General features: G+C 35.4%; 19 protein-coding genes. 7 read left to right on the forward strand and 12 right to left on the reverse strand.

Going from position 1 to position 21,260, the window contains the following annotated elements; genetic code table 11:
• Positions 1–116 precede the first annotated feature (116 nt).
• The 11 genes from PI23P_RS03605 to gdhA all read right to left on the reverse strand — a co-directional run bounded on the left by PI23P_RS03605 (position 117) and on the right by gdhA (position 10,672).
• On the reverse strand, positions 117–1,427 hold the full coding sequence (locus PI23P_RS03605) for a beta-ketoacyl-[acyl-carrier-protein] synthase family protein (protein ID WP_004569376.1): 1,311 nt from the start codon (positions 1,425–1,427) through the stop codon (positions 117–119).
• An 8-nt stretch (positions 1,428–1,435) separates the two neighbouring features.
• Complete coding sequence (locus PI23P_RS03610) at positions 1,436–1,876, reverse strand: 3-hydroxyacyl-ACP dehydratase FabZ family protein (RefSeq protein WP_004569377.1); 441 nt, start codon at positions 1,874–1,876, stop codon at positions 1,436–1,438.
• 167 nt (positions 1,877–2,043) lie between these two features.
• Positions 2,044–3,096: a type III polyketide synthase gene (locus tag PI23P_RS03615; protein ID WP_004569378.1), complete on the reverse strand. Its 1,053-nt coding sequence runs from the start codon at positions 3,094–3,096 to the stop codon at positions 2,044–2,046.
• Positions 3,097–3,807, reverse strand: coding sequence for a methyltransferase domain-containing protein (locus PI23P_RS03620; protein WP_004569379.1), 711 nt, complete (start codon positions 3,805–3,807; stop codon positions 3,097–3,099).
• A gap of 40 nt (positions 3,808–3,847) precedes the next feature.
• Entirely contained in the window at positions 3,848–5,011 is a 1,164-nt protein-coding gene (locus PI23P_RS03625; protein WP_004569380.1) for an NAD(P)/FAD-dependent oxidoreductase, read from the reverse strand.
• A complete protein-coding gene (locus PI23P_RS03630; RefSeq protein WP_004569381.1) occupies positions 5,012–6,121 on the reverse strand; it encodes an NAD(P)/FAD-dependent oxidoreductase in 1,110 nt (369 codons plus the stop codon).
• Complete coding sequence (locus PI23P_RS03635) at positions 6,118–6,573, reverse strand: GNAT family N-acetyltransferase (RefSeq protein WP_004569382.1); 456 nt, start codon at positions 6,571–6,573, stop codon at positions 6,118–6,120. The genes PI23P_RS03630 and PI23P_RS03635 overlap by 4 nt, the downstream gene beginning before the upstream one ends.
• A 61-nt stretch (positions 6,574–6,634) precedes the next feature.
• A complete protein-coding gene (gene dinB / locus PI23P_RS03640; protein ID WP_004569383.1) occupies positions 6,635–7,717 on the reverse strand; it encodes a DNA polymerase IV in 1,083 nt (360 codons plus the stop codon).
• Between the two features lie 32 nt (positions 7,718–7,749).
• Positions 7,750–8,598: an alpha/beta hydrolase family protein gene (locus PI23P_RS03645; RefSeq protein ID WP_004569384.1), complete on the reverse strand. Its 849-nt coding sequence runs from the start codon at positions 8,596–8,598 to the stop codon at positions 7,750–7,752.
• A 6-nt stretch (positions 8,599–8,604) separates the two neighbouring features.
• On the reverse strand, positions 8,605–9,225 hold the full coding sequence (locus tag PI23P_RS03650) for a LysE family transporter (protein WP_018941879.1): 621 nt from the start codon (positions 9,223–9,225) through the stop codon (positions 8,605–8,607).
• A 103-nt stretch (positions 9,226–9,328) separates the two neighbouring features.
• The gene (gdhA, locus tag PI23P_RS03655) at positions 9,329–10,672 is read right to left on the reverse strand and encodes an NADP-specific glutamate dehydrogenase (RefSeq protein WP_004569386.1); all 1,344 of its coding nucleotides are present in this window, start codon (positions 10,670–10,672) and stop codon (positions 9,329–9,331) included.
• Between the two features lie 207 nt (positions 10,673–10,879).
• Between gdhA and pheS the strand changes: the two genes are divergently transcribed.
• The 7 genes from pheS to PI23P_RS03690 all read left to right on the forward strand — a co-directional run bounded on the left by pheS (position 10,880) and on the right by PI23P_RS03690 (position 19,462).
• On the forward strand, positions 10,880–11,899 hold the full coding sequence (pheS, locus tag PI23P_RS03660) for a phenylalanine--tRNA ligase subunit alpha (protein WP_004569387.1): 1,020 nt from the start codon (positions 10,880–10,882) through the stop codon (positions 11,897–11,899).
• Positions 11,899–12,156 (forward strand): hypothetical protein, encoded by a 258-nt coding sequence (locus PI23P_RS03665; RefSeq protein ID WP_004569388.1) that lies wholly within the window; start codon positions 11,899–11,901, stop codon positions 12,154–12,156. Before pheS ends, PI23P_RS03665 begins: the two co-directional genes overlap by 1 nt.
• Positions 12,157–12,394: 238 nt before the next feature.
• Positions 12,395–12,892 carry a GbsR/MarR family transcriptional regulator gene (locus PI23P_RS03670; protein WP_004569389.1) on the forward strand — a complete coding sequence of 166 codons (498 nt, stop codon included), beginning with the start codon at positions 12,395–12,397 and terminating at the stop codon, positions 12,890–12,892.
• An 11-nt stretch (positions 12,893–12,903) separates the two neighbouring features.
• A complete protein-coding gene (locus PI23P_RS03675; RefSeq protein ID WP_004569390.1) occupies positions 12,904–14,037 on the forward strand; it encodes an efflux RND transporter periplasmic adaptor subunit in 1,134 nt (377 codons plus the stop codon).
• A gap of 22 nt (positions 14,038–14,059) precedes the next feature.
• Positions 14,060–17,203 (forward strand): efflux RND transporter permease subunit, encoded by a 3,144-nt coding sequence (locus PI23P_RS03680; protein ID WP_026288382.1) that lies wholly within the window; start codon positions 14,060–14,062, stop codon positions 17,201–17,203.
• On the forward strand, positions 17,193–18,626 hold the full coding sequence (locus PI23P_RS03685) for an efflux transporter outer membrane subunit (protein ID WP_004569393.1): 1,434 nt from the start codon (positions 17,193–17,195) through the stop codon (positions 18,624–18,626). Before PI23P_RS03680 ends, PI23P_RS03685 begins: the two co-directional genes overlap by 11 nt.
• Positions 18,627–19,066: 440 nt before the next feature.
• Positions 19,067–19,462 (forward strand): hypothetical protein, encoded by a 396-nt coding sequence (locus PI23P_RS03690; protein WP_004569394.1) that lies wholly within the window; start codon positions 19,067–19,069, stop codon positions 19,460–19,462.
• A 52-nt stretch (positions 19,463–19,514) separates the two neighbouring features.
• Here the strand turns inward: PI23P_RS03690 and PI23P_RS03695 are convergent, their stop codons facing one another.
• Positions 19,515–20,993 (reverse strand): Na+/H+ antiporter NhaC family protein, encoded by a 1,479-nt coding sequence (locus PI23P_RS03695; protein ID WP_004569395.1) that lies wholly within the window; start codon positions 20,991–20,993, stop codon positions 19,515–19,517.
• Positions 20,994–21,260 lie beyond the last annotated feature (267 nt).

Here is a 21,260-nt window from a genome sequence, read left to right on the forward strand (position 1 = left end):
CTTCGACAAGCTCAGTGAGATCTCTTTAATCTTGATGTCTTTGAGTCTATTGTATCCCTCTTTTTTAAAAGCTGCAATAATACCGTTGGTATCCTGTAGATCAATTGATATTAAACCTATCTGTCTAATCCTGTCAAAGATTCTTCATATTTTTTAAAAATAACACAACCATTCACGTCACCAAAACCAAAACTTGCTTTGGCTAAAATAGTAATGTCTTTTTTAATCATTTTGGTTGGAATTTTATCCGTGGCAATTAATGCGGTTATTTCTGAATGTACATCTTCGCAATTAATGTTTGGAAACACAAATTGCTCTTTTATTTGTAAAACAGCCGCGACACACTCTACTGCTCCAGAGGCCGCTAAACAGTGTCCTATCATCGACTTTAAAGAATTAATATAGGGGAAATCACTTCCTTTTCTGCCCAGTGCTTTTGTCCAATTTTCTATTTCTAAAGAATCTTTAGAGGTTGCTGTTAAATGCCCATTAATCACATCTATTGCTGCTGGTGTAACATCAGCGTCCAACAAGGCATTTGTAATACATTTCTGGACTGCCTCTGAATTTGGGGCTGTTAAGGTGCCCCCATTTCTTTGTCCACCAGAATTAATATTTCCTCCTAAAACCTCTGCATAAATAGTTGCTTTCCGCTTCAATGCACTTTCTAAAGACTCTAAAACCATTGCACCTGCACCACTTCCTGGAACAAAACCTGCTGCTGTTGCACTCATGGGCCTCGATCCTTTCTCTGGCGTTTCATTGTGCTTGTAAGACATCACGCGCATTGCGTCAAAACCTCCCCAAGTATACAGACTACTATCACTAGAACTTCCCACCAACATGCGTTTTGCTTTTCCCGCTTTTATTCTTTCAAAACCTAACAATAGCGCTTCTGTCCCTGTAGTGCATGCAGAAGAGTTTGTTGTAACCTGATTCCCAAAACCTAAAATCCCCCCTAAGTATGCAGAAATCCCACTTGCCATTGTCTGCACTACAGAGGTGCTTCCCAAACGGCGCACTTGTTGCGCGTCTATTTTGTATATTGCATCTCTAAATTTCTCGATTCCCGAAGTTCCTGTTCCAAAAATTAATCCGGAATCGTAATCTGGGCTCGAGTTTTCATCCACAGAAAAACCAGCGTCCTTCCAAGCATCAATTCCTGCCATGCAACCATATAAAATAGAAGTGCTGTTAAAACCCCTTAATTGCAAGGGTGTTAAATATTCTAACTTTTTTTCTTCTGAAACAGTTGGAATTCCGCCGATACAACAAGAAAAACCCTTGTCTTTTAAATCTTGGTGGTACGTAATTCCTGAAATCCCTGTTTTTATCGCATTTGTAAACGCTGGCAAACCAACACCATTAGGCGCCACAACACCGAGACCAGTAATTACAACTCTATTTTTAACTTCTGCTGAATTCATTACAGTATCTATTTTACGATGACCATTCCAGAAATAGTTCCTCTGCAAACCAATTCATTGTCTGAATTTATCATTTTTACTTTGCACTTTAACTTGTTAAATCTAAAATATTCTCTTTCTGAAATCACAGTTACTTTTTCATTCGGTAAAACGGGCAAATAGAAATCAATCACGTTAGATGTCAAGGCTATTTGCGGTTTGCTAACTATTGAGATTTCATCTTTTAGCAGCAATATCCCTAGGCAAACCAACCCAATTTGCGCCATTGTTTCTGTTAAAATAACCCCAGGTGTTATTGGGTTTTCTTTAAAATGGCCTGCATAAAAAAATTCATTCTTTTGGAACGTGTATGTGCCTGTAATTCCTTTTTCTGAAACCTCAGTAAGTTCATCGACAAACAAAAAAGGTTTTTGATACGGTAAATTGCTTATAATTTGTTCGTTTGTCATTTTCCTTTCTTGTCGTTCCTGCAAATGCAGTAATTTTTAATATCTTCTTATAAGAGCAATTCCTGAAGATGCTTTTTGAGATTTTCAAAAACGAATACAAAGTCATTCATTATTTTGGGCTCTTACCTCTACAATAATGACAGCGTAATTTCACCTTTTTAATAATTTTACCACTCTAACAGAATTCGTTGTGCAGAAAACCCAGGACCAAAGCTCAACATTAAACCTCTTTCTCCTTTTGCTGGATTCTTATCCATAAACCGCTCTAAAACGTAGAGAACTGTTGCACTAGACATGTTCCCGTACAGCCGTAAAACCTCCTTTGTATCGTCTATATTCTTCCCTAAAACACCAAATAAATCTTCTACCGTCTGTACAATTTTTTTTCCCCCTGGATGAAAAATCAAATGCTGTACATCGTCAATTGTTAGCTGATTCCGCTCTAAAAAAGGGTGCACAATTGCAGGGAAATGATCTGAAATCTTCTGTGGCACTTCCTTGTCTAAAATCATTTGCAAACCTGTATTTACAAGCTTAAACCCCATCATACTTGTCGCGTCATAAAAATGATACATCGCCTCATCTATAATTTCTGGCCCCTTATCTGCTTCATGAGAAGAAAGAATCACAGCGGAGGCTCCGTCACCAAAAATAGCTGCACTTACAATATTTGTCATCGAGTAATCGTCTAACTGAAAAGTTGCTGTTGGTGCTTCTACAGCAATTACAGCAGCTCTTTTATTCGGGTTCGCCTTTAAAAAGTTTTTTGCATATATAATCCCTGATACTCCAGCGGCACAGCCCATTTCTGTAACGGGTAAACGCACAATATCTTGCTTCATCTGCAAAGAATTAATGAGGTAGGCATCCATAGAGGGAATCATAATCCCTGTGCAACTTACCGTAATAATATAATCAATATCCGTTGGTTTTAATTGTGCTTTGTCTAATGACTTTTTAAGCGACTGCTCTGCTAACTTTACAACTTCCCTTGCATAAATATCATTTTTCTCCTCAAAAGAGGTCGCAACAAAAACCGCTGCTGGATCCATAATTGAATACCGCTTATCCACGGCAGCTCCCTCAAACAGTTTGATAACTTTTCGCTGAAAGCGGGTGTCCTGGTCCTGCATCCATAATTTTACAAACGGAATAATATCTTTAGTCTCTCGATAATATTTTGGTAGCTGTTTCGCAACCGATGTTATTCTTACTGCCATTTATTTTTGAATTATCCATTGAAAACGAAATGCCCATTTCCAAGAAATTTGTGATTTTACATTTATTTGTTGCGCTATTTTAACCAAGTCTTTTCTTTTAAATCCTCTTAAAACTGAAGTTAGCCCATCTTCAATAATCATATTATTTTTTATAAAAAGAGACAGTGCCATAAATAAATAATAGGCCAACTTATGCCGATGTAAATCGTTCACAACAATCGCTATTTTTGTTTGTTTCAAAGTATCACCAAGAAAAGAAACCAACGGAGCTTCCTTAAAGTGATGCAAAAATAATGTTGCTAAGACCACGTCAAAATTTCTGTCTTTAAATTCTTTAGAAAAAATATCTTCTGTCACGAAACTAAGTTCCGCAAATTCAGATGACAATTCAGTTGCGTATGCAATTGCTGTAGAATTCGCATCCATGCCAATCAGCTTCATTTTGTAACCGTTTTTTCTTCCAAACTTGGCAACATCTCTTAAAATATCTCCGTGACCGCAACCAATATCCGCAATAGTTAGTACTTGTTCTTTCGGATGCTCTTTTAAAACTTTTTTCAACGATCTGACGGTCATTGCATTTCCACCCAACCAGCGATTAATATTTTCTAATTTATCTAAAGTATCTCTTAATAAAGCACCGCCCACAGAAAAGTCATCCATTAACTCCTCTTTGTCTGTTCTCGTTTTCGTGCTGATAAAAAAATCCATTCTCCTTGCTTAATTTTATTATTTACAATTTCTCTTACAGCTATATTTTCATTGGTTTTCCGTGTGTTTGACGGATAATAATCGGTAACAAAAAGGGAATTTTCTTCAAAGCCTGCAATAAAACGGCTGCAACCCTATCGTTTCGAAACAGCATCGCTATAAAATGACCCGCTTTTAAACGCAAACGAAACTTTTTATTCCACTGTCTAATGTATTGCTTTTCAAGTTCTCTTCTAGAGCTTAACGAATCATTCAAATAATTTAGAATCAATTTGGATGCAATTTGTGCAGATTGAATTGCCATACTCATTCCGTTTCCACACAAAGGGTGAATCATTCCAGCAGAATCTCCACACATGATAACATGATTTTCAACAGGCTTTTTTGTCTCAAAAGAAATCTGGCTAATCGTCAACGGACGCTCAAAAATCGCCTCTGAATTCTGATATATTTCTTTTAAAAACTTGTTTTTAAAAACAACCTGCTCTTGAAAGTCATCAATGTTTTTATATTGCTTAAAGGATGAAAAATTTGTGATATAACACAAGTTAATTGCATTGTTTTCTACTTTTGAAACCCCACAATATCCTCCTTTAAAATTATGAAGCGCGACTAAATCAGCAGGAAAATCTCCTTTTACATGAATTTTCACTCCCAAGTAAGGCGATTTCTGTTGAATAAAAGCACGTTCCATTTTCACGTCCAACAAAGAGCGTTTTCCAAAAGCACCAATAGCTACTTTTGAAGTAAATATATTGTTTTGTTTTGTTTCAATCTTAAAAACACCTTTTAAAAAAGCGCTATTTACAACCACGTCTTGTAAAATTGTAACCCCATTTTTTTTCGCTCTTTCTGATAAAACAAGGTCTAGTGTGTGTCGTGAAATTCCAAACCCTCCCAAAGGTAATTTGGCAGAAATAAGCTTACTTTTTGCAGTTGACAATTGAAATTCTTTAATTTTTACAGCGCCAAAGTCAAAAGGGTTTATACCTAGGAACTCTAAATAAGGCAGTACCTCATTTGAAATATACTCTCCGCAAACTTTGTGTTTTGGATATTCATTTTTTTCTATTAGCAGTATTTTTTTACCATACTTTGACAAGTGTATGGCGTTGCATAAACCTGCCAAACCGCCGCCAATAATTATGGCATCATAAACACAATACTCTTTTATATGATTCACTGTTTGGGTACTTTTTTTCATCTATTGTAATAAATCTCCTAATTCTTTCCCTACCAAACTTCCAATTGCGACACCCATTCCTCCCAAGCGAACTCCACAATACACGTTGTCAGAAAGCTGTTTTACAATTGCTTTTTTCTGAGGACCAACGCCCATTATTCCACTCCAACGGTGTTCAATTTCAAAGGGAATATTTGGCAAAATAGTTTCCTTTAAAATTCTTTCTAACTCGTTTTGAATTCGCGGTGTTTGCCCAAAAACGGCAGTCTCTTCCGTCTCAAAATCAAGATTTCTTCCCCCTCCAAATAAAATACGATTGTCAATATTTCTAAAATAATAATAGCCTTTGTCTAAATGAAAAGTTCCTTTAATTTTTAAATTTTCAATAGGCGTTGTTATTAAAACCTGAGCTCTCGCTGGTTGTACCTCTTCTTCTAACAATTGCTTTGCAAAACCATTGGTAGCAATAAACAACTTCTTTGTTTTAAAATTGATTTTATCTGTTTTCACTTCCAAAGAAGCGTCTAATGCTACAAAACTTTCTACCGAAATATTATTAAGAATTTTAACACCTAATTTTTGCACTTTGTGCAACAGTTGAAAAGCCATTTTTCCAGTATCAATTTGCCCTTCAAAATTATTCACAATATATTTTGAATGCACTTTTTTAAAATTAAACACATTGTTTGAAATCGAGAAAACATCCGACTTAAAAATTGGGTTTAAAAGACTGTTTATAGCTTTTTTCTGGGAAATACACTCCGCAAAGAACCCTTCTGATACACACAGTTCAAAGCCTTTATTTTGCTGATAATCGATGTTTTGATCTCCTAAATTGGTCCGCAGCAACTGTAGGCCCTGCCAACGGTTTTCCACCAAACTATAAACCTCTTCTTCGGTATGTGTTAACAAGTCATCAATCAGCTCTGAAAGGCTTCCAAAACAAGCAAAACCAGCATTCTTTGTGCTTGCACCATGCGGTAACATTCCTTTCTCTAAAATTACAATCTTCGCCCCTGGATACTTTTCCTTCAACGCCAAAGCACAATTTAAACCCACAATTCCACTACCTACAATTGTAAAGTCAATATTAGAAAACCATTCTTTTAACTCCCAATAACTATAATTCATCCGATGTATTTTTCAAAACAAATACTGTTTTTCTTTCCAGCGTATTGCCCGTAATTAGGGATTACTTGATATGCATTTTTAAGATAAAAATTTACAGCATCCACCTGTCGTTTTCCCGTTTCTAAAATACACTTTTTATACCCCAATTCTCTTGCATAATTTTCTAATTCCTGCATAATTTTTTTCGCAAACCCCAGCCCTCTTTTTTCCGAACGAATAAACATCCTTTTTACCTCAACTGAAAAGGCATCAAACTCCCTGATGGCACCACAACCGACGGGAACTTCGTCTGCATAAAGAAGCACAATACGCTTTAACATGTCTGTTTTGTTAAACTGATTGTAAAAAGCGTGCTCAGTGCCATCAGTAATTTTTAAATAAGCATCTAGCTGTCGTATTAAGTTTATAAAATCCTGATTGTTAGCATCGGTAGTTACTATTTTTATATTCATTACTTTTCTATTATTTAGAAAGAAACTGCCTCCTCAAACTTTTTCTTGGCATTCCAATATTTTAAAAATCAAACTTCAATTGTACCCAAAAAGGCAAGACTTCCTCTGTATCTAAGTTTCCGAAAGACAAACCGAGTAAACGCACAGAATTTGTAATTTTCTGCTGGTATAATAACTCAGAAACAACAGGGAAAAACTCTTTTTTTGCCTGCATAAAATGAGGCATTGTTTTGCTTCTTGTCTGTTGTGTGAAATCTGAATATTTAATTTTCAAGGTAATTGTTTTTCCTTTTGTATCCGTTTTTTTCATGCGCCGCTCCAGTTCTTCTGCAATCTGTTCTAAGCGTTCAATCATAAAGATTTCTGAAGAAATATTTTCACTAAACGTTCTTTCTGCTGCGATAGATTTTCGAATCCTATTGGGTTTCACGGCACTGTTGTGAATTCCGCGAACAATATGATAATAATGAGCTCCTGACTTTCCGAACAATTTCATTAATTCCTCCAACGGTTTTTTCTTTAAATCATTGCCCGTAAAAATTCCTAAATTGTACATTTTTGCAGTAGTAACTTTACCAACACCATAAAATTTATTTACTGGAAGTGCCGCTAAGAATTCAATTACCTCTTCTGGGTTTATTGTTTTTTGTCCGTTTGGTTTGTTGATGTCTGAAGCAACTTTCGCTATAAATTTATTTATTGAAATCCCCGCAGAAGCTCGCAAACCTATTTCATCGTATATTCTTTTTCTAATTTCCACTGCGATCAAACTTGCCGAAAGATTTCCTTTTTTATTCTCGGTAACGTCCAAGTATGCTTCGTCCAAAGAAAGGGGCTCTACCAAATCGGTATACTCATAAAAAATTGCTCTAATTCTTTGGGAAATTTCTTTGTAACGCTCAAAATCTGTCTTTACAAAAATCAAATGTGGACATTTTTGTTTCGCCAAAAACGAACTCATGGCAGACTTTACACCAAACTTTCGAGCCTCGTAGCTCGCAGCAGAAACCACACCTCTCTCTGCGCTTCCACCTACTGCAATCGCTTTTCCGATCAACTCTGGATTGTCTAATTGGGCTACGGATGCATAGAATGCATCCATATCAACATGAATTATTTTTCTAAAAGGCCCTAGCAATTCCATCTATCAAAAATACGGAATTTGTTGTGTTGTCCTTAGGATTGTCCTTTCAAAAAGCAAACGGCTGTATTTATTACCTCCTCGAGTTCTTGAGACATTGTTTCCTTTTGCCAAGGATGGGAAACATTGAAAACATGATCTGCCTTTTGAATCACCTTGAACGTACTTTTGGGATTCCATAACTGTAAAAGTGCTGCCTCCTTAATTGACACACTGGTATCGCTATCGCCGTGAATGATCAACTGTGGAATCTTTAGATTCCGAGTAGATCTCTGAATATTTAACTGCTCTTCATTTAGCTTAAAATCTTCGTAAAATTGATAAAAATGAGGCATTTCTTGCTTAGTCCGTCCATTTTTTACGTAAAAAACACCTGTCTCAACCCACTTTTTAAAATCTTCTTTTTTTGGAAACCTACTTCCATAATCTGAAACTCCTGCCAGAGAAATCACTTGTGTAATGCGCCGATCTTCCGCTGCTTTTATGAGTACAGTTCCTCCTCCTCTGCTGTGACCCATCAAAGAAATATCTGCACAATTTACCTCATTTTTAAAATCAGAACTGGTCACAACCCAATCGATTACACTTTGTAAGTCGTCTCTTTCTTTTGTATAATTATTATTGCCGAATGCCTCTAAATCTGGAAAGTCAATCGGCTGTTCAATACTTCCTCCATTGTGTGAAAAGTTAAACTTTACAAAGAAAAAACCCAAGTTTGAAAACGCGGTTGCCATCAAATTCCAAGCACCCCAATCTTTAAACCCTTTGTATCCGTGACAAAAAATAAGGAGGTTTTTTGGCCGCTTATCTTCCTTGAAAAAAACATCCGTTACAATTGGTTTGCCGTGTTTTCCTTTGACAATAATATTTTTAATGACTTTCATTTTTATTTAAAGAAATGTTTTTATTGCTGTAAAAATGGCAACTAATCCTGTTAAAATTGCTAAAATTATATTGATGTCGTTGGTTAATTTCCCTGTTAACTGTTGCGCTCTTTTTGCAAATTTCCCATATAAAAAAAGGATTAAAAACGTACCTAAAACAGCTCCTAGAATAAAGAAAACTACAGGAATAACATCAAAGCTAAAAAAACTAAAAGACTCTAGTGCAACGACAACTCCACAAAAAAAAGGAATTGAAAACATGTTAAACACAGATAATAATATTCCTGTAAAGAACGCGTGCTCATCTTTCCTTGTATTGGGTTTACTGGAAATTTTGTTTTTCTTAGAGGCGCAATAAAAATAAATAGATAATGCTGCAAAAATAAAGATGCCTGCCTTTTCTAATGTCTCTAAGACTAAAGGATTTTCTGAAATATACCTTGTTAAAAAAACGGCGATATACGCTTGCAGTGCTACAACTAAAGAAACACCTATGGCAAACTTATTCACCTCTTTTTGTCCTTTTTCTAAACTAATTTTTAAAGCAGTCATATTCAACATACTTGGCGTTATAGACCCCACAAAAGAAAAAGAAAAACCAAAAAGAAAAAAGGCAACGATCATCATCTATAAAATCTAAATGTAAAGATTGGTTTTTAAAACAAATTGCACAAAAAAACGCACCAATTAAATTGATGCGTTTATTAAATTTAAATTTATTAACGTGTTTTTAAACAACTCCTTGTGCCAACATTGCATCTGCAACCTTCACAAAACCAGCAATATTTGCCCCTTTAATATAATCTATCGTTCCGTCTTCGTTTTCTCCGTATTGTACACAAGAGTCATGAATGTCCTCCATGATATCTTTTAATTTGTCATCTACCTCTTTACGAGTCCAGCTTAAACGAAGTGAATTCTGACTCATTTCAAGGCCAGAAGTGGCTACACCACCTGCATTACTTGCTTTTCCTGGTGCAAATAAAATTTTTCCTTTTTGAAATTCGTGAATTGCTTCTGGTGTAGAAGGCATGTTCGCGCCTTCAGAAATACACATACAGCCATTTTTAATTAGTTCTTTTGCTTCCGTTCCATCCAATTCATTTTGCGTTGCACATGGCAAAGCAATATCACATTTCACAGACCATGGTCTTTCACCTGCTACATATTTTGCATTTGGATACTTTTCTATATACTCACTAATTCTGGCTCTTTTTGTGTTTTTAATATACATTACGTGCTGCAGTTTTTCTGAGTTGATGCCCTCTTCGTCTAAAATATAACCTCCAGAATCTGACAATGTTAAAACAGTTGCACCCAATTCTATTGCTTTTTCAGCAGCATACTGCGCTACGTTTCCAGAACCAGAAATCACCACTTTTTTACCAGTAAACGAATCTTGTTTACGCAACAGCATGTTTTGTGCGAAATACACCGTACCATATCCTGTTGCTTCTGGTCGGATTAAAGAACCTCCCCAAGAAGCTCCCTTTCCTGTAAGCACTCCTGTAAATCTATTGTTTAGTTTTTTATACATTCCAAACATAAAACCAATTTCTCGTCCGCCAACACCAATGTCTCCTGCTGGTACATCTGTATTATGACCAATATGTCTAAACAATTCGCTCATAAATGCATGACAAAAACGCATAATTTCATTGTCTGATTTTCCTTTTGGATCAAAATCAGAACCTCCTTTTCCTCCACCCATAGGCAAAGTTGTCAAAGAGTTTTTAAATACTTGTTCGAACGCTAAAAACTTTAAAATACTTGCATTTACTGAAGGGTGAAAACGCAAACCTCCTTTGTAAGGTCCAATTGCAGAATTCATCTGTACTCTATATCCTCTATTTACTTGTATTTCTCCTTTGTCATCTACCCAAGAAACCCTGAAAGAAATTAATCGTTCTGGCTCTACCATTCTTAGCAAGATGTTTTTGCCGTGATAAATATCATGATTTACGATATAAGGAATCACAGTTTCTGCAACCTCCTGAACGGCTTGTAAAAATTCTGGCTCATGGTCATTTCTTTTTTTGACCAAATCCATAAATTCTTTAATTTTTAATTCCATAATTTAGGGTATGTTTTTTTATGAATTGCATAATTAATTTGTAGCACAAATATAGTTAAATTCTGAATCCACAATTAAAAATTGGTTTTTTATTTACCCGAAAAACAAGTTTATCTCAATCGATTTCGAAAACTACGACTGTTTTCTCAAATTTAGGTTGATAAAAGGGTATAAAAAGACTAAATTTGCGCTTTAATTTTACACCAAATGTTAGACAAAATAAAAGAGCTTATCGGTGATGTACAAGCTTTTACAGCAAGTACTCAAAATGAAGTAGAAGCGTTTAGAATTAAGTATCTCGGAAGCAAAGGGCTGTTAAAAGAATTGTTTGCTGAATTTAAAAATGTTACTCCTGATGCTCGGAAAGAATTTGGGCAGTCTTTAAATAGCTTGAAAAAAGCTGCTGAAGATAAGGTCGCTAAATTAACAGATGCGCTAGAAAATACAACAAGTAAGCACTCCTTTTATGGAGATTTAACCCGCCCTTCAGAACCAATTGAATTAGGATCTAGACACCCAATCTCATTAGTGAAAAATAAAATTATTGATGTTTTTAATAGAATTGGATTTACGGTTTCCGAAGGTCCTGAAATTGAAGATGATTGGCATAATTTTACAGCATTAAATTTACCAGAATACCATCCGGCAAGAGACATGCAAGACACTTTTTTTATTGAACAAAATCCGGATATTTTATTGAGAACGCACACCTCCTCTGTTCAGGTGCGGTACATGGAAGAACACACCCCTCCAATTAGAACCATTTCTCCAGGAAGAGTTTTTAGAAATGAAGATATTTCTGCAAGAGCCCATTGTATTTTCCATCAAGTGGAAGGTCTGTATATTGATACGGATGTTTCCTTTGCTGATTTAAAACAAACGCTCTTATACTTTACAAAAGAGATGTTTGGAAAGTCAAAAATACGATTAAGACCCTCTTATTTCCCGTTTACAGAACCAAGTGCCGAAGTAGACATTTATTGGGGTCTGGAAACTGAAACTGACTACAAAATAACAAAAGGAACTGGGTGGCTTGAGATTATGGGCTGTGGCATGGTAGATCCTAATGTTTTAAAAAATGCAAATATTGATCCAACAAAATATTCTGGTTATGCCTTTGGAATGGGCATAGAGCGCATTGCAATGTTGCTCTACCAAATACCAGATATTCGAATGTTTTATGAAAACGACAAACGTTTCTTGGAGCAATTTAAATCCGTAATATAATGAACTACTTTACACAAGTCTGGGACGAAGAAAGAGATGACGAATACGCTAGTTGGGGAACCTCCACTTGGTATTTTGAAACCAATCACACAGACTTGGTTTTAAAACAAATTACCGTCTATCAAAATGGAAAAACAGTGAAATATACTGAAGAAAAACAAGAAGATGAGTTTGGTGGTCTGTGCGAAGGACCACTAACCATTGATGATTGCGATGGCGAAATTATTAGTAAAGAAGACTTTTATCTGCTTTGGTAGCAGTAGCATTGCTAATTTAAAATAGTACTTTCATTAGAAAACCTTTTTAAAGGTCAAAAAGTTTGCACCTAGAAAAGTATCCCAAAAATTTAAAGCTGACATCACTGTCGGCTTTTTTTATTTAACACAGTTTTAACTTTTTTATGTTCGGTTTGTTCCGAACTAATAATACATCTTTGCAAAGAATTTCACTGGAAATAAATAATTAGTTTCAAAAACGCTAATAAAAAATTTAAAAATGAAAGAAGAAGTCTGCAAGGAAAAAATGGCTTTAGTTGAGAAGTTGGGCGTTCACCTAGAAAACAGAGAACAGCTGGCACCGGTTGCCGCTCGTATTTTATCATACATTATTCTTACTGGTAAAATAGGAACCACTTTTGAAGACATGGTGAAAATCCTTTGTGCGAGTAAAAGCACAATTTCCACGCACCTAAATCATTTACAAGATTTGAATAAGATTGTATATTTCACAAAAACAGGGGATCGTAAAAAGTATTTCATTATTAATAAAGACATGGTGGTTCAGCACATAAGCAGTATGGTAATTAAATGGAAAGAAGACCGTGAAATACATTTAGAATTAAAAAATTACAAGGAAGAAATAAACAATACCAAAAAGGAAAACGAAAAATTCGATTTAAGTTTTCATGACGATTACATCAAATTTATAGATGGAGCTTCAGCCTCTGTAGAAGAACTAAGAGAAAAATTAACCAACAATAAGTTCAGTATTTAAACTTAAAAAAAATGAAAAAAGATAAATTACGATCGTTACTCGCACTAAGCATATTTTTAGTTTTTACAAGTTGTAACAAAAATAAAACGCAAAATACTGCTGCAGTAGCAGATCCAATGCCCTCTTTTCCAGTAACCCAAATACATGCCAAAACAGTAACTGGGTATCAAGAATACCCAACTAGTATAGAGGGTATTGTAAATAGTGCTGTAAGAGCAAAGGTTTCTGGATACCTGCAAAAGGTATTCGTTGATGAAGGGGAAAAAGTACGAAAAGGACAAATTTTATTTACATTAGAAACCCAGTCTCTAAGCCAAGACGCGCATGCGGCTCAAGCACGTATTCATGTGGCTCAGGTAGAAGTTGATAAACTAATACCACTTGTAGAAAAAAATATTATAAGCACAGTGCTGTTAGAAACTGCCAAAGCAAATTTAGCACAGGAAAAAGCGAATTACAGCAGTATTTCTGCCCGTATCAATTACGGAACGATACGAAGTCAAGTAGACGGGAATGTTGGTGCCATTAATTTTAGAGAGGGCGCGTTGGTGAGCCCTAGCGATCAAAAAGCATTAACAACAGTGAGTGATATTAGCAAGGTATACGCCTTTTTCAGTTTAAATGAGTCGCAGTATTTAGATTTCCTACAAAATACTAAAGGTGAAAATTTATCCGAAAAACTAACAAATTTCCCAGCAGTAAACTTAATCTTGGCAAACGGAAGTCTGTATGCTGAAAAAGGAAAAATTGAGACCAGCACGGAACAAATCAACCAAAATACGGGCACTGTAAGCTTTAGAGCTGTCTTTAAAAATCCAAATCAATTGGTTACGAATGGTAATAGTGGAACAATACAAATTCCTGTTATTTATGAAAACGCTACTATAATTCCGCAAAAAGCAACCTACGAGCAACAGAGGAATATCATGGTTTTTAAACTAGACAAGCAGAACAAAGTTGTTGCTTCTATTGTTGAAGTTAAAGCGACCGTTGACCAGCTATATGTCATTGCCGCTGGGATCAATTTAGAAGACCATATTGTAGTCTCTGGAATTGGTAAGGTAAAAAATGACATGACGATTTCACCAAAGGTTGTCTCCTTTGATGAAACTATTAAACCGATCGCAACTTTATTTAAAAACTAACAAACTGTAAACGTATCTAGTTATTTTAAAAACATTTATTGAAAGACCCGTACTTTCAACTGTAATCTCTATTATAATCGTTGTTCTTGGTATTATAAGTATATCCAGCCTTCCCATAGAGGAATATCCAGATATTGCACCCCCTACCATAAAAGTGATTGCTGCGTATCCCGGTGCCAACGCAGAAACTGTTTTAGAAAGCGTAATTATTCCTATTGAGGAACAAATTAATGGCGTAGAAGGTATGAGTTATATCACATCTACAGCATCTAACACAGGAACTGCCGAAATTACTGTTTATTTTAACCAAGAAATGGACGCAGATATTGCTGCAGTAAACGTTCAAAATCGGGTTTCTAGAGCAAATTCGTTGTTGCCCCAAGAAGTACTTCAAAATGGTGTAACTACTCAAAAGCAAGAAACAAGTGCATTGATGTTTATATCCATGTATTCTGAAAGCGACGTTTACGACGCCACTTTTATTCAGAATTATTTAAAGATAAACGTTATTCCCGCGATACAACGTATTCGTGGTGTTGGAGATGTTAGTGTGTTTTCTCAACAAGATTACGCAATGCGTATTTGGTTAAAACCAGAAAAATTGGCCGCTTATAATTTAATACCTTCAGATATTACCGCAGCTTTAAAAGAGCAAAACTTAGAAGCTGCTGCTGGCTCTTTAGGACAAAATAGTGGAGAGGCTTTTTCTTATACATTAACGTATAGTGGTCGTTTTAAAGAAGTAAAACAATATGGAAATATTGTGATCAAAGCATTAGGAAATGGACAGTTTCTTTGTTTAAACGATGTTGCGAAAATTGAACTAGATGCACAATCATATTCTTCTAATGCAATGAGTTTGGGAAATCCTGCAGTATTTATGGGAATTTTTCAGACAAAAGGTTCAAATGCAAGAGAAATTATTGAAAACATTAAAATTACTTTAAAATCCGTTGAAAAAGACCTACCAAAAGGCTTGAATATTTTTGTTCCTTATGATACTAGTTTATTTTTAAACGCATCTATTGATAAGGTAATTACCACTTTAGTAGAAGCCTTTATTCTGGTGTTTTTGGTCGTGTTTCTGTTCTTACAAGACTTTCGTTCTACCTTGATTCCTGCAATCGCAGTGCCAGTGTCTATTATTGGTACTTTCTTTTTCTTGAATGTCTTTGGATACTCAATAAACTTATTGACGCTTTTTGCTCTGGTACTCGCCATTGGTATTGTAGTTGATGACGCGATTGTGGTGGTAGAGGCAGTGCATGCAAAAATGGATGAAGGAGAAAAGAATCCAAAAAAAGCAACACTAACCGCCATGAATGAAATTTCTGGCGCAATCATATCCATTACTTTGGTGATGGCAGCTGTATTTATTCCAGTAACCTTCATCTCTGGACCGACAGGTGTTTTTTATGAGCAATTTGGAGTTACCTTAATTATCGCCATTCTTATTTCTGCGGTAAATGCCTTGACCTTAAGCCCGGCGTTGTGCGCATTGCTCTTAAAAACACACAAAGAAGATGAAGATTTAAAAAATAAGAGTGCTTTAAAACGTTTTTACACACTTTTTAACCGTGGGTTTAACGCCTCGGTAGAAAGATATGGAAAGTCACTTCATTTTTTATACAAGAGAAAATGGGTTCCTGCGCTCTTACTAATTTTAGCAGTTCTTGGAATTTTCTGGACCTCTGAAAAAATACCTACCGGCTTCGTACCGAATGAAGACCGGGGAATTATTTTTGCCAACATAGAATTACCAGCAGGCGCTTCCCTAGACAGAACAAATGCTGTAGCAAAGGATCTATACAGTAGAATAAACGGAATTGACGGTATTGTTGCCGTAAACTTTATCAAGGGTAGAAGTTTAATTAGTGGAGCAGGTAGTAATTATGGATTTGGTATTATAAAATTAGCAGATTGGAAAAATCGTGAAGATGCCGCTACATCCGTGCAAGCAATCACAGGAAAATTGTTTGGAGTAGTTGCAGACGTGCCAGAAGCAAATATTATTTTCTTTTCGCCGCCAAGCATTCGTGGTTTTGGAAATTCTGCAGGTTTCGAAGTAAATTTATTAGATAAATTTGGTGGAGAATTTAAAGATTTAGATAAAGTGAACAAAGAATTTTCAATGGCTTTAATGAAGCACCCAGAAATAAAATATGCACAATCTTCTTTCAATACAAATTACCCACAATACGAAATGAAAATTAATGTGCCTTTAGCGAAAGAAAAAGGCGTACCAATAAACAGTATTTTCTCAACACTGCAGGGATATATAGGTGGAGTTTATGCTTCAGATTTTTCTAAATTTGGAAAACAATTTAGAGTGTATATTCAGTCTTTACCCGATGACAGAGCAGACGTAGGGGATTTAAATAACATGTATGTACGAACCAACTCTGGTGAAATGACCCCAATTACACAATTTGTAGAACTAGAAAGGGTGTATGGACCACAATCGGTAACGCGTTTCAATTTGTTTAATTCTGCCACCATAACGGGTGCTACAAACGATAACTTTAGCACGGGAGATGCCATTAGCGTAATTGAACAAGAAGCGTCTAAATTGCCAAGTAACTACACCATTGCCTATTCTGGTTTAACGCGTGAAGAAGTAAGTGCAGGAAACCAAACTACCTTCATTTTTATCTTGAGTATTTTATTTGTGTATTTCTTGTTAAGCGCACAATACGAAAGTTATTTACTGCCATTGGCAGTTGTGTTTTCAATACCTTTTGGTGTTTTTGGAGCCTACATAAGTACCTATCTCTTTGGACTTGAAAATAATATTTATTTCCAAATTGCTTTGATTATGCTTATCGGGCTACTCGCCAAAAACGCCATTTTAATTGTAGAGTTTGCAGTTCAAAGACGTAAAAACGGAGAAAGTATTGTGAATGCTGCTATTCATGGAGCAAAATCCCGTTTGCGCCCCATTTTAATGACTTCATTTGCCTTTATCTTAGGCTTAATGCCGTTAGTCTTAGCCAAAGGTGTTGGTGCAGCAGGAAACAAATCTATTGGAACTGGAGCTGCTGGAGGAATGCTTATAGGAACTGTTTTGGGAGTCTTTATAATTCCTATTTTATTTATATTATTTCAATGGTTGCAAGAAAAAGTTTCTAGTAAACCTGCAATTGTATCTCAACAAAATGAAGATTAATCATATGATCCCAATTATAAAAAATACATTTCTTCAAAAAGGATTTGTTTTAGTAGTCGCTGCCTTTACATTACAAAGTTGTTTTGTAGCTAAAGAATATTCGAAACCAATTATTACAGAAACAGAGAGTTTGTACAGAACAGAAAATTTGCCATCTGATAGTATATCTATGGCAGCTATATCTTGGAAAACGTTATTTACAGATACGTATTTGCAACAATATGTTGATGAAGGGCTGCAAAATAACATGGATATTCGCATTGCAGTTCAACAAATCGTTGCAGCCAATGCCTATGCAAAACAAGGGAAATTAGGATATTTACCATCTGTAAATATTGGTGCCAATGTAATACATCAAGAACTGTCTAAAAACAGTCAGTTTGGCTCCTTCTTAACGAACACCTCTACAGATCAATTTGACATCACGGCAAACCTTACTTGGGAAGCTGATCTTTGGGGCAAAATACGCAGTAATAGTCGTGCAACACAGGCTCTTTATTTACAAAGTGTTGCTGGACATCAGGTTGTAAAAACCCAGTTAATTAGCAGTATTGCTACTACTTATTATACTATTTTAGCTTTGGATGCACAATTAGAAATCACCAAAAAATCTATTGAAACAAGAAAAACAGGTGTAGAAACGATCAAAGCTTTAAAGGTGGCAGGATTTACAAACCAAGTTGCTGTAGATCAAAATATTGCACAGTATAATAATGCAAGATCTTTAGAAGTAGACTTAGAAGTGGCTCTTTTTAAAGCAGAAAATACCTTATGTATTTTATTGGGTAAAACACCGCAACAACTTCATAGAAATAATTTAGAAACACAAATTATAAATACTCAGATAAAACTAGGCATCCCGTCAAAATTATTAAGCAACCGACCAGACCTCGTGGCTGCTGAATATGGCTTAATTAATGCTTTTGAACTAACCAATGTAGCAAAAAGTAACTTTTACCCAGCGTTTAGATTGACTGCTTCTGGCGGATTTCAAAGTTTAGAATTGGATAAATTATTTAGTGCAAACTCTTTATTTACAAATATTATTAGTGGTTTAACTCAACCTATTTTTAATCAACGAAGACTTAAAACGCAAAAAGAAGTGGCAATTGCGCAACAGCAGCAAGCATTGTTAAAGTTTAAAAAAACACTATTGATTGCGGGTACTGAAGTTTCTAATGCACTGTTTGTCTTCAACGCTGAAAATAGAAAGTTTAAATTTTTAAATAATGAAGTTGAAGCCTTGCGGAAAGCAGAAAAGAATTCAGAAGAATTGTTAAAAAACGGCTATGCAAATTATTTAGATTTACTAACCGCCAGACAAAGTGCTTTAAGTACTGAGATTAAAGTTATCGACAGCCAACTGCAGCAGTTGCTCACCGTTGTTAATTTATACAAAGCTTTAGGTGGTGGTCTCAAATAAAGGATCTAAAAATCTCTGTGACCTAATTTTTAAAGATTAAAAAAACACGAACGCTTTTATATTGCGCCCTAATGTTTATAAAAATCTATTTCTGTCTGCCTTCAAACAGAAACAAATGGAGCTCTAAAAGCATTCGTTTTGGTACTGCTAATTACTCGTATTAAATAAATAAATCTTTGCTACAAAAAAATGTATGACACCCTATTTTAGCGCGATATTATTTTAAACCTTTTTTTGTAAAACACTTTAAATGCAATGCTCAAAGCGGCTCTATAAAAAGACTACCTTTGCCAATATTTAATTTCTTTTGTCGCAAAGATATAATTCCGTACAAAAACATCTTTAATGTTTATGGTGTATAACTCATTTTAAAAGTCTAAGAGAAAGCAATGCTCTGAGGTAACAAAGAAACAATTACATTCTATTCTTAATTATTTTTTATGAAAAAAGACATACAGATTCCCGAAGTTACAGCTGTAGAAATGGCGATGGTTTATGAATACAACAATCTTTATAAAACAGATGATTGGAATGTATATCTAATCAACAATAAAGATATTGACTTGGAATCGTGTATGATTGTTTCTCAAGGGTTTTCTGATGAAAAAACAACCTCCTTATTGCGTAAAAAGTTAACGATTTTACCTGCCAACTCTTTTGCTAAAATAGAATACATCCAACCTGAATTATTTACACTAAACAATCGTTTTCAAGTTACTTTTTTTGAGGGAAACACCCTCTTCGAGAAAACGTTTCTCTTCAAAGAGAATACCGTTAAAGAGAGTGCGCTGCAAAGTATTCCCGAAATTAAAAAACGCGGAATTTTAGCAGAATAACTCTTTTTTGTAACAAGGATACTTTCATTTTTGTACATAAACAGCCCACTATTTACGATCCTAAAAAACCAATAATCAAATACATAATAACCGTAATTACGCCACCAACCAAAGCGTACGGTAATTGTGTCTTTACGTGATCGATATGATCACTTGCAGAGGCCATAGAGGATATTATAGACGTATCTGATATGGGAGAACAGTGATCTCCAAAAATTCCACCACCTAAGGTCGCGGCAACAATAATTGTACTATCAGAGCCGTGAATATTTGCCATTGGAATTGAAATTGCTAACATAATAGCAAAGGTTCCCCAAGAAGTTCCTGTAGAAAAAGCAATAAAAGAACTGATAATAAAAACAACCGCTGGCAATAACTCTGGTGACAACCAATCCTTTGTAGCATCTGCCACGTAGGCTCCAGTTTCTAAAGCTTTACACGCATCTCCGATCGCAAAAGCTAACAACATTAACAAAGCCAAGGGCATCAGCTCACCAATCCCTTTTAAGGTTAAATCAACGGCTTCTTTTGGCTTCATAATTCCCTGTATAAAATACATCACTATGGCTACCAATAAAGCCGTAATTACCGCATACAATACTGCAGAAGATCCAGATCCTTTACCGATTGCTTCCGAAGCGTGGTTTAAAAATGAAGTTGCATTTTCAACCAAAGTCCAACCCGTATATACCAGGTTTATAGGCATCATAAAAACCATCACTAAAAGCGGCACAATCATATTGTATGCTTTGGCCTCAATACCTTCTTTCGGGGGAAATGAAGTTACGGCATCTGATACCATTGGTATTGCGTTTGGATTCATCAAAAGCCCCGTTTCTAAGGTTCTTTTTTCTGCCTTTTTCATCGGTCCAAAATCTTTCTTCGTAAAAATGACAACGAACACGATGGCAATTGCCAATAAAGGATAAAAATTATATTTAATAGAAGCCAACATCATAGTAAATGGTTGCTCAATTCCTTGCGTTAACAGCAGCCCCATGATAAAGGCACCCCATGCATTAAAAGGAATTAAAATAGAAGACGGCGCAGAGCTTGAGTCTGCAATATATGCCAACTTTTCTCTTGGTATTTTTAAGGTGTCAAAAATAGGTCTGTATAATGTTCCGACAGTTAAAGAACTAATGCTTGTCTCTACAAATAACAACAGCCCAGTAACTGTTGCCAACACCTGCACAACAACTCTGCTATACCCAGCTTTCTTGCCCTCTAATTGTGTTAACTTCCTGTTTATAATATTAATGAACCCTTCAACACCTCTAGAAAATTGGATAAAAATTAACAAGGCACCCACCAAAGCACTGAACATTATGGTTCTTGTATTTCCCTCCGATTGAAAAACGTTAACCATACCTTCAATCATTGCTATTGTTCCATCCAAAGGATTCCAATTATTTATAATAAGCCAAGAAAACCAGATACCAAACAACAACGCAATGTATACTTGTTTTGTTTTCAACGCTAAAATAATAGCGATAATTGGTGGTAATACTGACAAAAATCCATATTCCATAAACGAAATTTTAGTTTGGTTAAAGGTACTCTTAAAAATAATAGTGTATCAAACCTTTCTAGACAGGAACAAAAAAAATAGCGCTCTATTTATTGAAAACACCAAGTACTCTTTAAGCTACTATCTTAGATGCGCACTCCCTTATTTGTCTGTATGTTGTACCGATAGTCTTTCATAAAAAGGGACGTTTTTTTATGAAGTGAACACAATGAAAAAAAAAGAAAGTACTCATAAAAATGATCCCTAAGAATTACATTCAATTAGAAA

The organism is Polaribacter irgensii 23-P, assembly GCF_000153225.1.
In the GTDB taxonomy this organism is placed as follows: Bacteria; Bacteroidota; Bacteroidia; order Flavobacteriales; family Flavobacteriaceae; genus Polaribacter; species Polaribacter irgensii.

What these genes read in the sequence shown, in the direction of transcription:
- gdhA (WP_004569386.1), bottom strand. Translation starts at nt 10,672, where the DNA reads ATGGAATTAAAAATTAAAGAATTTATGGATTTGGTCAAAAAAAGAAAT.
- PI23P_RS03695 (WP_004569395.1), bottom strand. Translation starts at nt 20,993, where the DNA reads ATGGAATATGGATTTTTGTCAGTATTACCACCAATTATCGCTATTATT.
- PI23P_RS03690 (WP_004569394.1), top strand. Translation starts at nt 19,067, where the DNA reads ATGAAAAAAGACATACAGATTCCCGAAGTTACAGCTGTAGAAATGGCG.
- PI23P_RS03635 (WP_004569382.1), bottom strand. Translation starts at nt 6,573, where the DNA reads ATGAATATAAAAATAGTAACTACCGATGCTAACAATCAGGATTTTATA.
- PI23P_RS03645 (WP_004569384.1), bottom strand. Translation starts at nt 8,598, where the DNA reads ATGAAAGTCATTAAAAATATTATTGTCAAAGGAAAACACGGCAAACCA.
- PI23P_RS03625 (WP_004569380.1), bottom strand. Translation starts at nt 5,011, where the DNA reads ATGAAAAAAAGTACCCAAACAGTGAATCATATAAAAGAGTATTGTGTT.
- PI23P_RS03630 (WP_004569381.1), bottom strand. Translation starts at nt 6,121, where the DNA reads ATGAATTATAGTTATTGGGAGTTAAAAGAATGGTTTTCTAATATTGAC.
- pheS (WP_004569387.1), top strand. Translation starts at nt 10,880, where the DNA reads ATGTTAGACAAAATAAAAGAGCTTATCGGTGATGTACAAGCTTTTACA.
- PI23P_RS03670 (WP_004569389.1), top strand. Translation starts at nt 12,395, where the DNA reads ATGAAAGAAGAAGTCTGCAAGGAAAAAATGGCTTTAGTTGAGAAGTTG.
- PI23P_RS03650 (WP_018941879.1), bottom strand. Translation starts at nt 9,225, where the DNA reads ATGATGATCGTTGCCTTTTTTCTTTTTGGTTTTTCTTTTTCTTTTGTG.
- PI23P_RS03615 (WP_004569378.1), bottom strand. Translation starts at nt 3,096, where the DNA reads ATGGCAGTAAGAATAACATCGGTTGCGAAACAGCTACCAAAATATTAT.
- PI23P_RS03665 (WP_004569388.1), top strand. Translation starts at nt 11,899, where the DNA reads ATGAACTACTTTACACAAGTCTGGGACGAAGAAAGAGATGACGAATAC.
- PI23P_RS03605 (WP_004569376.1), bottom strand. Translation starts at nt 1,427, where the DNA reads ATGAATTCAGCAGAAGTTAAAAATAGAGTTGTAATTACTGGTCTCGGT.
- PI23P_RS03685 (WP_004569393.1), top strand. Translation starts at nt 17,193, where the DNA reads ATGAAGATTAATCATATGATCCCAATTATAAAAAATACATTTCTTCAA.
- dinB (WP_004569383.1), bottom strand. Translation starts at nt 7,717, where the DNA reads ATGGAATTGCTAGGGCCTTTTAGAAAAATAATTCATGTTGATATGGAT.
- PI23P_RS03610 (WP_004569377.1), bottom strand. Translation starts at nt 1,876, where the DNA reads ATGACAAACGAACAAATTATAAGCAATTTACCGTATCAAAAACCTTTT.
- PI23P_RS03620 (WP_004569379.1), bottom strand. Translation starts at nt 3,807, where the DNA reads ATGGATTTTTTTATCAGCACGAAAACGAGAACAGACAAAGAGGAGTTA.
- PI23P_RS03675 (WP_004569390.1), top strand. Translation starts at nt 12,904, where the DNA reads ATGAAAAAAGATAAATTACGATCGTTACTCGCACTAAGCATATTTTTA.